Origin of the sequence: Clostridium sp. AM58-1XD, from assembly GCF_003464085.1 — a bacterium.
Taxonomy (GTDB): Bacteria; Bacillota; Clostridia; order Lachnospirales; family Lachnospiraceae; genus Lachnoclostridium_A.
In genome coordinates, this window is sequence record NZ_QSDR01000027.1 from 1 (window position 1) to 14,337 (window position 14,337).

The window sequence follows — 14,337 nt, forward strand, 5'->3', positions numbered from 1 at the left end:
GAACACGATCGAAGAAAAATATCCTGTCTCTTCAGGAGTCGAAAAAGACCCTGGCAGAGCAGATCATATCAGAGGGAACCGTTTCCCTCGCAAGCCTCTCAAAGAGCGACCTGATGGAGCTCCTTGGGGATTAATAGAACCGGGGCATGGTACTCTGTGCAGAAGCAGAAGGATACCGTGCCCCGATTTTTATGAGTTTTTCATGAATTCTACCGTCTGCTGTTACAACGTGAACACACCTCAGCTGTGGAAAGCCGCCGAATTCCGCTATTGTCTTACCATGACTTGATTATCGGCAACAGCAGACGGATGAGCAGCCGGCATGTCATGTACATTATAAAATATTTAGCTACAAAATATTTTACATTTCGATAAAGATTTCGCGACGGGGAAATGATATAATGTCCGCAAAGCGGCATTATATCGGCGCATTAACGGTTTCTGCGCCTGCCGCAGAAAGCCGTGCGCTAAAATCCGCCGGAGGCACATGACCGCGCAGCGGTTATGATATAATGACCGCAAAGCGGCATTATATCAGCGCATTAACGGTTTCTGCGCCTGCCGCAGAAAGCCGTGCGCTAAAAAGGGGAACGATTGATGAAAAATAGAATCTTAGTGATCGAAGATGATATAGATATATCCGATTTAATCTGCATGAATCTGGAAGCGGCCGGCTACGAGGCTGATCCTGTATATGAAGGTGATCAGGCAGAGTCCCGTTTGCTGGAAGGCGGTCGCTATGACCTGGCACTGTTGGATTTGATGCTGCCTGGAAAAGATGGATTTTCTCTTATTGAACCGTTGAAAAAACAAGACATTCCCGTCATATGCCTGACCGCCAGGGCAGACGTGCTCAGTAAGGTACAGGGGCTTAAAATGGGAGCAGAAGATTATATGGTAAAGCCATTTGAAGTTCTGGAGCTTCTGGTACGCATGGAAAAAGTACTGGAGCGTACGGGAAAAAGAAAAAATGAACTTACCTGCAGGGGCCTGACTGTGGATTTAAAACGCCATACAGTTTATGAGGATGGGAAAGAAGTGCATTTAAAACCGACAGAATATAAGCTTTTGACAGTATTTCTTCAAAACCGCAATATTATGCTGGGACGAGAAACCCTTCTTGACCTCGTGTGGGGAGAAGAATTTTACGGAGAGACGAGAACCGTTGACGTCCATGTAGCAAAACTGAGAAGGAAGCTGAAAACCTGCGGAAATATTGTGACGATTCCAAAAGGCGGATATTTATTTGAGGATGACGGAGTATGAAGATCAGGACAAAAATAATAGGTCTGGTGACAGCAGTACTTTTTCTGTCTTTTCTAATCTGCGGAGCGTTTTCCGTCAGCCAGTTTATGAAAGCGAGTATAGAAGGCATTGTTCAAAATGAAACGGAAAAGCTGGCCATTGCGGAACGTGCATTTCGTCAGGTTGGAACGAGAGAAGATTTTGATGAAATGGGGGAACTGGCTAGGGATGCATATCTGAAATATCAGTTTGAACGATGTTATCAGAGAGGATATGCGCTGTTGAAGGACGACATCTGTATGAAAAACATGACGGATTACGACATTACAAATCCCTCGGCGCTAAAAGAGGCGTATACAATACAGAAGATAAGCGGCAGGTACATACTGATTATGAAAGGAGAGCTGGAATATCCCCAGGGATTTTCCGTGCTGTCGGTAAAGGATATCTCATCTGCCTGGACATCGGCCAGAGACCAGATAAAGATGTACTTCCTGATCTTCTTACTGGTATTCGGAACGGCAGTCTCCGTTCTGATTCTGTTGATCCGCCGTATTCTGAAAGCGCTGGAGGACCTGCGGATTCAGGCGGAAGCCATCAGCCGTGGGGATTATTCCAGAAAAGTAAATATAACCTCAGGTGATGAGCTTGCTGCTCTTTCCGGCAGTCTGAACCGTATGTCCGACCGTATTGAGCAGCAGATTGAAGACCTTGAACTCCTTTTAGGGGCGCTTTCACATGAAATGAAAACTCCGGTAACGAACATTATGGGATATTCAGATTCCCTTCTGCATGTCCGGCTAAACGAGCTGCAGAAGGAAAAGGCGCTGGAGGCGATTTACCGTTCCGCAGGCCGTCTGAATCAGATGTCGGGGAAACTGCTGCAGTTGATCGGACTGTATGAAAATCAGGAGATTGCTATGAAGGATATTGAACTGGGAAAAGTCCTGATACCGGTTCTTGAAGAACATAAAACTTCATTATCAGATAAAAAAATCCGCATCAGCCTGGACAATGAGGCGGTTAGTCATTTTATTGTAAGGGGAGATGAAATTCTGCTGGGCAGTCTGCTGGACAACATTATTTCCAACAGCATAAAAGCTCTGGACCAAGGAGGCAATATCCGGATTACGTGCCTGGACAGGATGGTTATCATACAGGACAGCGGCTGTGGAATACCGGAAAAAGATATTCCCCATGTGAGAAAGGCATTTTATATGGCCGACAAATCCAGAAGCCGGAAGCAGCAGGGGGCAGGACTGGGGCTCGCACTGGCAGACAGGATTGTATCTTTCCACAGGGCTTCAATGGAGATTAAAAGCAAGGAAGGGGAAGGGACAGAGGTAGGCATCACGTTTCCTGAAGTTTGATCAGGATATGATTTACAAAAGGTTTACATGACGGTGAATTCTTCTGCAGGAAATTCTGCTATGATAGTTTCAGCAGACAGAAATGCAAAAATAGAAAAAAGAGCAGAGGAGGATGCGGTGTGAGGAAGAAATGCTGTAGGTACTTGAGGAAAACAATGAAAAGTATGAGAAAGAAGGGATTACGTATTTCGGTCATACTTATGACTGGATTCGTGATATCCTGCTTTACAGGGTGTATCCCACAGACGGAGGTACCGATTATTTCTGAAAAAACAGGAGAAACAGAAGGGAAAAAAATCGTATCCGAAGACGAAACGCCGCCCGATAATGAAACGATATCAGGAAAAAAGCAAGAAGAGGAAGAACAGGAAAAGGGACTTATAAAAGATATAACAGAAGCGCCCGAACGTTACAAGGCAGAAGTATCCGGAGACCAGATCAAGGTAACGGCAGACGCTTATGTGGATATTCCAAAGGTTTCAGAAGCACCTGTAATTGAAATTGAAGCCTCCTGTTATCAAACGGAGGATTATACAAAATACCTGACACTTTTAGAAAATGAAATTGGAACGTTGGAGTGGACCGCTAATACCGGTCTCATAAAAGACACGAAAAAAGATACCAAAAAAGATACGGAAGGATTTGACGTGGATGAGACATCGTCTAATGGACAGTATCATTTTTCGTTCCATACGGGGATTAATCGAAACGGAACACCGATGATATGGCTGACAAATACGAAGTTGAGGGACGGGACCAACGGGGAGTTTGATAACCGGGATCTGTCGGGATTTTCATTAACAGAAGAAGAAAGAGAAAAACGGGAAATTGAGCTGAAAAAGCGGAGCGAGGAACTGATAGCAGATTTTTCAGAAGGAGACTTTCGTCTGGAAAGCGGTCAGTGGAAAAGGCTTTCTTCGAGTGAAAGCGGCCGATGGGTTCCAAGTTCCCAATACGGCTACCGAATGGTCTATGTGCGTTCGGTCGGTGAAATTCCAGTAATTAATCACAGATATAGAAGTGCTTTTTCAGAAATATCCGCCCCCGTACAGTATATGGAGATCCTGTATACAAGCGACGGAACGCTCCTGGAATTTAAAAATATAAATAAAGAGGTTGTAAAGAAGAATGAAACTGGTACGGATAAAAAAGAAAATTTTCTTCTGCCGTTTTCAGCTGTCAGCCAGATTTTTGAGCAGTATATGAAGTCCTATTATTTCGTACACAACATGAAACCGGAGTATTCCTATCCAAATGACGAAAGCCTGTACAGCATAGCAGCTGAGGGGATGGAGTCATGTGTTTATGCGGATGTTACGAAAGTAGAGTTTGGATACCGGCTGGAGTATGACGGGTGGGATTATCAAACGGGAGATAAAGGAAGTGGAACGGGAAGGCTTGTTCCGGTGTGGTCATTCTATGGAACAGCCTCCATTGGATACGTGAATAAAGACGGTACGGACTCAGGAAGTACAAAAGGACAGCTGAGCGCGGAACAGGAGAGCCTTCTGCTGGCTGTGAACGCTGGGGATGGAACTATATATGGAAGGGATGATCTCAGGATAAGCGACGGGGTCAACCAGGAGTACCAGAAGATTAAAAGGGAGTAAATGTACCTAAAAAAGGGACTTTGACAGGCAGTTTATAGCAGCCGGTACAAAGTCCCTTTTTTAATTCCATAGGAAGTTTTTCTGGCAGGATATCGCTTCTGTTATTTTCCTAAAGAATACCTTTGATTTGCGCAGCATAAAACAGAACGGCTCTTCCGCTGATCAGCACCCGGCCGCCCAGGTCCTGGCAGTACAGCGTGCCGCCCCGCTCCGACAGCTGCCTTGCAATCATTTTTTCTCTGCCAAGCCGCCTGCTCCAATACGGAATCAGATTGCAGTGGGCGGAACCGGTTACAGGATCCTCATTAACGCCGCATTTTGGATAAAAACAGCGGGATACGAAGTCAAAATCGTTACCCGGAGCAGTCACGATGACGCCGTCCCCCTGAGCGAGCGCTTCCAGCCTGGAGAAATCAGGCTCCATTTCTTTTATCATATCTTCGTTTTCCACCACAGCGATCAGATCTCTGGAAAGGTAAAATTCCTGAACAGGAATGCCAAGTGCCTGCTCGGCAGCCTCCAGCCGGCCAATCGCCGGGGCAGGGCGGGATGGAAAGTTAAGCGTATACAGACCGTCCCTGCATTCCACATACAGATTACCGCTTTGAGAAGTGAATACGGCGGAGGAAATACCTTTGTCAATAAAGTTGTGAATTACAAAAGCGCTGGCGAGTGTGGCATGGCCGCAGAGGTCAATTTCATATCTTGGAGTAAACCAGCGGATTGCATATGTTTCCCCTTCTTTTACAAGAAACGCTGTCTCAGGCAGGTTGTTTTCTGCTGCAATTTTCTGCATGATTTCGTCGGCAGTCCATTCAGAGGCGTAACAGACGGCGGCAGGATTGCCTGTGAACAGTTGATCAGCAAATGCATCTACAAAATACATGTTCATGTGTGATCCCTCTTCTTTCGTCAATCGATTTATATTACGGGAACCGCCTTGACCAAAAGCAAGGCGTAGCGAATAGTACCGCGCTTTTCCTGCGCGTTACTATTTTTTTATTCCGCTCGAACCGAGCTCCATAAAAACATACGGGAACCGCCTTGACTATAAAGTCAAGGCGTAGCGAATAGTATCGCGCTTTTCCTGCGCGTTACTATTCTTCATTTTACTATAATCTGGAGGTAAGTGAAACAAAAAAATAAATCTTATAATGGCGCATAATAGGAGGAAAAATAGTGAATTTTCTCACGAATGCATGAACAAAGACATGATTGTCTTGAAAATATTGAAAAAGGCTGACAGTATATCTATAATTGCGGTATAGAAACCGGAGATATAAAGGGTGAAGCAGACGGATGAGGCGTAAAGGAAGATAACAGATGCAGAGGATGATCATTGAGAGGCTTTCCGTATTAGAGAAGGATGTATTAAATTCCATCAAAAACGACGTACAGGATGAAAAAATGGACATGACAATCAGCGCCGTAGCCAGGAGAAATTTTGTTTCTCAGGCTCTGTTAGTAAAGCTGGCGAAGAAAATGGGATTTTCCGGTTATCGTGATCTGTTGTTTTATCTGCGTCAGGCGCAGACAGAGGAGGAAAACCAGAGCGGATTTTTGGGATCGGGCACAGAACCGTGCAGGTCAATTATCCGCAATTACAGCGAGACCTTACAGCAACAGTTCACAGAATACTTTGAAATGAGCAAAGGAACCGTCATTTCTGTTTTTGGAATCGATGATTCCGCTTTGGTTGCAGACTTTTTTGTCAGACACATTATGGAAAAAAAGAACGGCTGTATCGCATACAGGGGCAGGCCTTTGGAGGCCCGAAGCAAGGAAGGACAGGCGGGTCTGGCGGTAATCGTATCGGATACGGGAGAGACAGAAACGAGTGTGGAAATGGTAAAACATGCGAAGCGTCTGGGGTATCACACCATTGTCTTTACAAGCAATGAGAGGAGCCGGGCGGCTGCAGAGACCGATCTTCCTGTGATTATATCGGAAAGAAGCGTAGAGTTTCCGGAGTCCAATATGTTTGTGCCATTTGCCATTACCGCGTTTATCCTGCTGTCTGAGAAGTTGTAACAGTTTGGACGAGACGTCTGAATTGTTACGAATGAAGTGTAAATTTGTGAGAAGGAGGAAATATCAGGGATGCTGGAGTATGATATCGTAATTGTAGGCGGGGGAACCGCGGGAGCGGTAGCGGCGCTGGCAGCGGCCAGAAACGGATGTCAGAGGGTACTTTTAGTGGAAGCAGGTTCCCATGTGGGAGGGCTTTCGGCGATCGGAATGACGTGGGGAGGATTTTTTGATAATAATTATAGGCAGGTAATCGGAGGAATTCCTCATGAACTGGTGAAAAAATGTCAGGAAATTGCAGGGAGAGGGTATTTCCAATATCATGGGGACGGTGATAAATGGATCACAGGGCTTGCTTCCGTAGATGGGGAAACAGCCCGCTACGTGATTGAGAAGGAACTGTATGACACAGGCTGCGATATCATGCTGTTTTCCATTCTGGACGGGGTGAAAATGGAAAACGGGCGCATTGAACAGATCGAAGTCGTATCCCGCCTGGGGAAGGAATCTATCCGCGCCAAATATTTTATCGACGCCACGGGGGAACTGGTACTGGCGGATAAGGCAGGCGTCCGGTGGGAACACGGGCGGGAAGGCGAGACCCAGTGTACGTCCAACATGTTCCGGGTTTTAGGCGTGGATATGGACAAGTACGAAAAATTTCTCAATCAGTACATAAACACGGAAGATCTGGATCCGTGGAAAAAGGAGACAGGAGCGATCAGAAGGGGAATTGAGTACTGGTGCCCGTGGAAGCCCAATGGATTCAGCAATATGCCGAAATCTCTGGGAATCTACTATCACGGCAAGAATAACGACGTGATCTTAAACTGTACGAGCATCAGTATCAATCCTCTGGATATTATGGAACTGAGCCGCGCCAGCTATATGCTGAGAAAAGAGGCGTTCCAGGTGCTGGAATATCTGAAGGAACATGTGGACGGATTCCAGGAGGCATATATCGCGGCCGTTTACGACCTGGCGGCCAGGGAGACGAGACGGATGATCGGAGATTATGTGTTGACCATGGACGATATCGTGGTCCACAGAAGATTTGACGACGCAGTAGGGATGGGAGCTTATCCACCGGATATTCACGATGTGGAAGGGTCTGTCCATATTCCGTCAACGAGGGAGTTTAACGAAAAGAGCGACGGCGCTTATGACATACCGCTGAGAAGCATGACTACTTCCATTGCCAACCTTCTGGTGGCGGGAAAATGCATTTCAGCCACTTTTGAGGCACAGTCGGCGGCGAGAGGGATCGGCCCGTGTATGGTAGAGGGACAGGGAGTGGGGACGGCCGCGGCCCTGGCGCTTGATTCAGGCGTTTCGGATATTCATGAGATCAGTATCCGGAAGCTCCGTCAGATGCTGGAAGAGCAGGGAGTTATTTTTTAATCAACAGTCCGGGAGGAAGCAGTTATGCTGGAATATGATGTGGTAGTTGTCGGGGGAGGGACGGCCGGTTCCGTAGCCGCCCTGGCGGCGCTTAGAAATGGCTGCAGAAAGGTACTGATCGTAGAGGCGGGCGCTCACATCGGCGGCCTGTCCGCGATCGGAATGACGTGGGGAGGATTTTTCGACAATAATTATGAGCAGGTAATCGGGGGAATTCCCAATGAACTGGTAAAAAAATGCCAGGAAATAGCGGGACGCGGTTATTTTGAATATCATGGGGACGGTGATAAATGGATCACAGGACTTGCCTCAGTCGACCCGGAAACGGCCAGGTTCGTGATAGAAAAGGAGCTTTACGACGCAGGCTGTGAGATCATGCTGTTTTCCATTCTGGACAGCGTAAAGATGGAAAACGGAAGGATAAAGGGAATTGAAGTGGTGTCGAAGCTGGGAAGAAAAGAGATTCGTTCCAGATACTTTATCGATGCCACAGGCGACCTTATGCTGGCGAATATGGCGGGAATCCGCTGGGAACACGGCAGTCAGGGAACGACCCAGAGCACGTCCAATATGTTCCGGGTGGTTGGGGTGGACATGGACCGGTATGAACGATATCTGGACAAATACATCAACACGGATAACCATGACCCATGGAAAAAGGAAACGGGCGGCATACGGCGGGGGATTGAATACTGGTGTCCCTGGAAGCTGGACGGGTTCGATTATATGCCAGATCCCTGGGGATTTACTATCACGGAAAAAATGACGACGTGATCCTCAACTGCACCAGCGCCAGTATCAATCCGCTGGATATTATGGAGGTCAGCCGGGCCAGCTTCCTTTTGAGAGAGGAAGCGTTCCGGGTGGTGGCATATCTGAAAAAGCATGTGGACGGATTTCAGAACGCGTATATCGCCGAAGTCTATGACCTGGCTGCAAGAGAAGCCAGGAGAATGATCGGGGACTACGTGCTGACTATGAAAGATATCGTCGAGCACAAGACGTTTGAGGACGCCGTCGGCATGGGCGCTTATCCTTTAAATTTCCATGATGCCACAGGCGCCGTACATATCCCGTCCACAAGAGAATTTAATGAGAACAGCGACGGGGCGTACGAGATTCCTCTGCGGTGCCTGACGTCTTCTATGGCGAACCTGATGGTCGTGGGAAAGTGCATATCGGCCACCTTTGAGGCACAGTCGGCGGCTAGGGGAATCGGTCCGTGTATGGTAGGAGGCCAGGGGGCCGGAACGGCCGCCGCTCTTGGAACACTGGAAAATATTGACGATATCCATGAAATCGATATAAAAGAACTGAGATCGAGCTGGAGGAACAGGGCGTTCTGTTCTCTTCCGGAAAGTCGCAGAGAGATGAGGGGGGACCGCAGTGAAAAGAAAGATAACTGAGGCGGAAGCGAGGCGCAGGAGAGAAGGATGGCTGTGGATTGCTCCGGCATTTATCATCGTCAGCCTGGCGACGATTTTTCCTCTTATATTCGCCTTTGATTACAGCCTTTTCGAAAGCAACGTGTTCCAGAAAGTCCGGTTTGTAGGCTTTGGACAGTATTTGAAGCTTTTCCATGATTCCCGGTTTTGGGCAAACGTGTTTAATTCCATGTTTTTTACCGTAGTCGGCATATTGATCGCCTGATCGCAGGCTTTATACTGGCGCTCATGATACGGAAGCCGGGCAGGGCCAATTCCGTATACAGAACGATCATTCTGATCCCATGGGTGACAAACGAGGTGGTTCTGGCTCTTATGTGGACCTGGGTCCTGAATCCGCAGATGAGCATCATTTATTACTGGAGCGACCTGCTGGGAGTCACCCTTCCCAATTTTTTTGAAGGGAAACTCACACCTCTTGTGACGGTAACCGTGCTGAACGCATGGCGTTCCCTCGGATTTTCCCTGGTCATGATCCTGGCCGCCCTGTCGGCCATACCGAAAGAACTGGAAGAAGCGGCTCTTGTAGACGGATGTTCCAGGTTTCAGAGAATCTGGTATATTACTCTGCCTCTGATACGGTCGGTTGTGCTCGTTATGATTATCGTTCTGACCATGAGCTTTTTCAATATCGTTTCCTTCGTACTTTCCATGACAGGCGGGGGACCTATGTATACGACGGAAATTCTGAGTATCAGACTGTATAAGGAGACGTTTACATTTTTCAATATATCGCTGTCGTCGGCGCTCACTACAGTTATGCTCGTACTGAATCTGGTGTTTGTTTTTATCTATAAAAAGCTGATTACAGATGAGGATTATTATTGAGAGGGGGAGTGATATGAAACTAAAGCTTGGAGAAAAAATACTGATACAGGCCCTGCTGGTGCTGTTTATTGTGCTGACGCTGGTGCCGTTTTTATGGACGATCAGTACGTCGTTTAAAGAAACCTCGGAGATTTTATCGTACCCGCCGAAGCTGTTGCCGTCCCACGCCACGATGAAAAACTATATCAAAGTGCTTATGCAGGATCATTTCCTGAAATTTATGCTGAACAGCACGATCGTCACCGTCGCCTCTGTGGCGGTAACGCTGCTGGTTTCCATGTTTGCAGGTTACGGGGCGGCCAGATATAATTTTCCGGGAAAAGGATTTGTGATGTTCGTAATCCTGGCAGGCATGGCGGTGGGACGTTTTGCCAATGCGATGCCCATGTATTTTATGGCAAATAAACTGGGACTTCTGGACACATACGTCATTCTCGTATTCGTCTATTCTGCTTTTATCATACCTCTTGTGACATGGCTTATGCAGTCCTATTACAGGACCATACCAAAGACGCTGGAAGAGGCTGCGAAGCTGGACGGCTGCAATTCATGGACTGCTTTCTGGAGAGTGATTGTGCCCCTGATGAAGCCGTCGATCATAGCGGGAGGGATCATCGCGGCTACAAATGCGTGGAACGAGTTTATACTGGCCCTTAATCTCACAAAATCAGAAGGGATGAGGACGTTGCCGGTAGCCCTTCATCTGTTTCAAACAGATTATGGGGTAGAATGGGGAGCGCTGTCGGCGGCCAGTATCATTTCAATCCTGCCCATCGTCATAATCTTTCTGATTCTTCAGAAATATTTTGTACAGGGAATGACCGCAGGCACGTTGAGCGCCAGCTGATCGGGAACATATGAATTTTGTACACAAGGTGTTGGGGTCGAAAGGTCTTTTGATCCTGTAATATATATACGAATCTAAGAAAAGGAGAGGGAACTTATGAAGAAAAAATGGATGAGTTTACTGGTGGCGGGGATTATGGCAGGTTCACTGGCGGCGTGCGGAGGCGGCCAGGACGGCGCGAAGGAAGAGGTTCCTGGAGAAGCTAAGGCAGAAAGCAGGGAGGAAGCAAAAACGGAAGGGGAAAAGACATTGTCCCTCCTTGGATTTTTAAAGCCGGGAGGAGATTCTCCAAGGGAAAAGGGGGCTGGAGAGCTTTTAAAGACATTTACAGAGAAAACAGGATACGGCCTGACGTCGGAAATCGTCGGATGGGAGCAGGTAGAACCGAAACTTCTCGTGTCTGTGGAATCCGGTAATCCTCCTGATGTTACATTTGTCCGCATGCAGTCTCTGAGCATCGAAGCAAACGCCGATGCGCTGATGCCGCTGGATGAATTCATAGAGAGGGATTTCGACGAGGCTACAAAAGCGGACTTCCTTATGTGGGATGAGATCGGCACTTTTAACGGAAAAAAATATGCGCTTCCCATGTCGATTATTCCTTACGGCCTGTACGTAAGAGACGATATCCTGAAAGATGCTGGAATTACGGAAGATCCTAAAACGTGGGACGAATTCATAGAAGTGGCGAAAAAGGCGAACAGCAATGCGGCCTCCGGCTTTATGCTCTGGGGATCTGCGGCACAGCCGGCTGCCATTGATTACCTTCAGCCCATGGTGGAAAGCTACGGAGGAAAGCTGCTGGATGAGAGCGGAAAGGCGGTATTCGACTCTCCGGAAGCGATGAAAGCATTTAAAATGATTAAATCGATGGTTTTTGACGCTAAAATTGTACCAGGTAATGTAGCCAGTCTCAAATATGACGAAACATCTGACATGTTTACGGCAGGCAGAGCCGTTATGTACTGGGATGGAAGCCACAGATCATCGAAATATATCGAGGGAATCGGTCAGGAAAAACTGCGGTTGATTCCGCTTCCAAGCGAAGATGGAACCGTGCCGGGGCCGTCATACATCAGTTACTGGGCGTTGGGAATACCGAAAAACAGCAAAAATCCGGAGATGGCATGGGAATATATAAAGAATTTTGTAGAAGCAGACAGTCAGGCCACTTATGCAAAAATATCGGGAGAGGTTCCGATCCGCAAGTCGGCCATGGAGGATGAGTTTTTTAAAACCGACCCTAACGGACAGAGAATCAAATGGTTTGTAGACTATGTTTCAGAGAGCGGAACGATCGGAGTCGCTCCGGTAGACTTCAGCAATCTGAGTGAAATTCTGTCTCTGGCGGTGCAGCAGATCATTACAGACCCGGACAGCGATGTGGAGGCGATCGTAAAACAGGCATGTGAAGACTACAATGCGGATAAGTAACTGAGAAAAGACGAGAAGGAGATGAGGATTATGGCAAGTGTCTCTCTAAAAAATATCTGCAAGGTCTATCCGAACGGCGTAAACGCGGTGAAAGACTTTGATCTGGAGGTAAAGGACAGGGAATTCGTTATCTTTGTGGGCCCGTCAGGCTGTGGAAAATCTACGACGCTGAGAATGATTGCAGGTCTCGAAACGATTACCTCAGGGGACCTCAGATCGATGGGAAAACGGTCAATGATATGGAACCGAAGGACCGCGATATTGCCATGGTATTCCAGAATTACGCGTTGTATCCTCATATGACGGTTTACGGAAATATGGCTTTTTCCCTGAAGATGAGGAAGATGAAGAAAAAGGATATTGATACTGCCGTACGGGAAGCTGCGAAAATTCTGGATCTGGAAGAGCTTCTTTCAAGAAAACCGAAAGCTCTCTCCGGAGGACAGAAACAGAGAGTCGCCATGGGGCGGGCAATTGTGCGTAATCCGAAAGTGTTTCTCATGGATGAACCGTTGTCCAATCTGGATGCGAAGCTCAGAGTGCAAATGAGAACGGAAATCGCGAAGCTCCATCAGCGACTTGGAGCGACGATTATTTACGTAACTCATGACCAGACGGAGGCCATGACGCTGGGAACCAGAATTGTAGTTATGAAGGACGGAATCGTACAGCAGATCGATTCGCCGCAGAATCTGTATAACAGACCGGTGAACCAATTTGTCGCTGGTTTTATCGGATCGCCTCAGATGAATTTTTTGAATACGGTTTGTGAACGCAGAGGAAATGTGGCTGTTCTTTTATCAGCAGGTAATGAATTTGCACTTTCAGAAGGAAAGTCGGAAAAGCTGCTGAAGGGCGGCTATGAAGGCAAGGGTGTTGTCATGGGGATCAGACCGGAAGATATAACAGAAGGCAGAGACTGCGCAAAATCAGGCAGCGGGGCAATTCCTGCGGCTGTAGACGTTTACGAACTGCTGGGAGCGGAAGTATTCCTGTACTTTGAGGTTAATCAGACACAGATCGTTGCAAGAGTCAGTCCAAATACGAAACTCAGGCGGGAGACCGGGCCGTGTTTCAAATGGACATAGAGAAAATACATGTTTTTGATCAGGATACAGGAAAGACAATTACAAATTAAAATACAGTTCCATATGACAAAATACAGGCCGTGTGAAACTGCTGTATGGAAATCAAGAAAGAGAGCGACGAAACGCTCTCTTTCTTGATTTTACATTGGATAAGATGAAAGTAAGATCAGATATCTCCGTCTCGGCCTTCCGGAAGGATGTATCTGACCGCATATATTCGGCTGCCGAATTGTGACAGGGGTACAGGCTGCTTTTCTGAATTCAGAGGATCCATACACCAGAACTGCCGGCCATCACTTTTTGTAATCAGCACATAATGAAAACTTCCAAGGCCTTTTACCCGGACGCGCACGATTGGACATATATTTTGGGAAAGAAGCATTTCCAGTCCGCCGGCCGTAACTTCTGAAGCCGACTTTGTAACTACCGTTCTGCCGATTGCGGCTTCCAGCTGTTTCCACTGAATATTTCCGGCACCGTCGTATACGTGATGTGTAGCGAAGAATCGGTTCAGGCTGCCGGGATTTACCGCTTCCAGTTCAGGAATTATGATGCCTGTCAGTTTTATGACGCCTGTAAGGCAGGAAGTAAGGCAACCGGAAGAAGCCATTGTAAATTCAGAATCGCCAAGGCGGTCACCGGCCCATAAGGGGTCCTTCTGGAGATAATAAACGCTTTCGGAAAAACCGGCGCTTTGGAGTGGTTTTACGGAAATGCTGCCCCGCAGCCGGAAAAACAGGGCGCAGAAGGCGGCAGCCGCCAATATGAAAAACAGTCCAATGCAGAATCGGATGACCGGTTTCTTTTTTCCAGCTTTCATAATCGTATTCATATAAGTACCTCACTGCTTTCATCGGAAGAATCTCTGAAGATTTATATTATCACATACAAAAGAGAAAGTCACTTATTTTTCCTGTTGCATTTTCCCATGTGTAGGAATATAATATAATAATTAGCTAGCTAATAATAAGAAGGCTAATTGTTAATAGGCTAATTATTGCGGCGGTTTCGGCTGGCTGATCAAGCGGATGTGAAGAGTGG

Annotated in this window: 13 protein-coding genes and 1 pseudogene; 12 read left to right on the top strand and 2 right to left on the bottom strand. The window is 47.2% G+C overall.

The annotated features are described in order from the left end of the window. Nucleotides 1–597 precede the first annotated feature (597 nt). From DXA13_RS15520 to DXA13_RS15530, 3 genes are all read left to right on the top strand, one after another. On the top strand, nucleotides 598–1,266 hold the full coding sequence (locus DXA13_RS15520; RefSeq protein ID WP_118245760.1) for a response regulator transcription factor: 669 nt from the start codon (nucleotides 598–600) through the stop codon (nucleotides 1,264–1,266). Then, the gene (locus DXA13_RS15525; protein WP_118245762.1) at nucleotides 1,263–2,615 is read left to right on the top strand and encodes a HAMP domain-containing sensor histidine kinase; all 1,353 of its coding nucleotides are present in this window, start codon (nucleotides 1,263–1,265) and stop codon (nucleotides 2,613–2,615) included. Before DXA13_RS15520 ends, DXA13_RS15525 begins: the two co-directional genes overlap by 4 nt. A gap of 155 nt (nucleotides 2,616–2,770) precedes the next feature. After that, complete coding sequence (locus DXA13_RS15530; RefSeq protein ID WP_147348041.1) at nucleotides 2,771–4,225, top strand: DUF6034 family protein; 1,455 nt, start codon at nucleotides 2,771–2,773, stop codon at nucleotides 4,223–4,225. 109 nt (nucleotides 4,226–4,334) lie between these two features. On the opposite strand, the gene DXA13_RS15535 is transcribed toward DXA13_RS15530, so the two are convergent. Next, nucleotides 4,335–5,117, bottom strand: a complete 783-nt coding sequence (locus DXA13_RS15535; RefSeq protein ID WP_118245766.1) for a PhzF family phenazine biosynthesis protein — start codon at nucleotides 5,115–5,117, stop codon at nucleotides 4,335–4,337. Between the two features lie 431 nt (nucleotides 5,118–5,548). On the opposite strand from DXA13_RS15535, the gene DXA13_RS15540 reads away from it, so the two are divergent. The 9 genes and pseudogenes from DXA13_RS15540 (at nucleotide 5,549) to ugpC (ending at nucleotide 13,346) form a co-directional block, all read left to right on the top strand. Beyond that, complete coding sequence (locus tag DXA13_RS15540; protein ID WP_118245768.1) at nucleotides 5,549–6,256, top strand: SIS domain-containing protein; 708 nt, start codon at nucleotides 5,549–5,551, stop codon at nucleotides 6,254–6,256. Between the two features lie 69 nt (nucleotides 6,257–6,325). After that, nucleotides 6,326–7,654, top strand: a complete 1,329-nt coding sequence (locus tag DXA13_RS15545) for an FAD-dependent oxidoreductase (RefSeq protein WP_118245770.1) — start codon at nucleotides 6,326–6,328, stop codon at nucleotides 7,652–7,654. A gap of 24 nt (nucleotides 7,655–7,678) precedes the next feature. After that, a complete protein-coding gene (locus DXA13_RS22535; RefSeq protein ID WP_118245772.1) occupies nucleotides 7,679–8,428 on the top strand; it encodes an FAD-dependent oxidoreductase in 750 nt (249 codons plus the stop codon). Further along, on the top strand, nucleotides 8,350–9,060 hold the full coding sequence (locus DXA13_RS22540) for an FAD-dependent oxidoreductase (protein ID WP_181995705.1): 711 nt from the start codon (nucleotides 8,350–8,352) through the stop codon (nucleotides 9,058–9,060). Before DXA13_RS22535 ends, DXA13_RS22540 begins: the two co-directional genes overlap by 79 nt. Beyond that, entirely contained in the window at nucleotides 9,041–9,304 is a 264-nt protein-coding gene (locus tag DXA13_RS15560) for a sugar ABC transporter permease (RefSeq protein ID WP_118245774.1), read from the top strand. The genes DXA13_RS22540 and DXA13_RS15560 overlap by 20 nt, the downstream gene beginning before the upstream one ends. 23 nt (nucleotides 9,305–9,327) lie before the next feature. Next, a complete protein-coding gene (locus DXA13_RS15565) occupies nucleotides 9,328–9,927 on the top strand; it encodes a sugar ABC transporter permease (protein ID WP_118245776.1) in 600 nt (199 codons plus the stop codon). Between the two features lie 13 nt (nucleotides 9,928–9,940). After that, the gene (locus tag DXA13_RS15570; protein WP_181995706.1) at nucleotides 9,941–10,774 is read left to right on the top strand and encodes a carbohydrate ABC transporter permease; all 834 of its coding nucleotides are present in this window, start codon (nucleotides 9,941–9,943) and stop codon (nucleotides 10,772–10,774) included. 96 nt (nucleotides 10,775–10,870) lie between these two features. Next, a complete protein-coding gene (locus DXA13_RS15575; RefSeq protein ID WP_118245780.1) occupies nucleotides 10,871–12,208 on the top strand; it encodes a sugar ABC transporter substrate-binding protein in 1,338 nt (445 codons plus the stop codon). 30 nt (nucleotides 12,209–12,238) lie between these two features. Further along, nucleotides 12,239–13,346 (top strand): annotated as a pseudogene (gene ugpC, locus DXA13_RS15580) (sn-glycerol-3-phosphate ABC transporter ATP-binding protein UgpC). Between the two features lie 116 nt (nucleotides 13,347–13,462). On the opposite strand, the gene DXA13_RS15585 reads toward ugpC, so the two are convergent. Next, nucleotides 13,463–14,128, bottom strand: a complete 666-nt coding sequence (locus DXA13_RS15585; RefSeq protein WP_118245781.1) for a hypothetical protein — start codon at nucleotides 14,126–14,128, stop codon at nucleotides 13,463–13,465. Nucleotides 14,129–14,337: the final 209 nt, after the last annotated feature.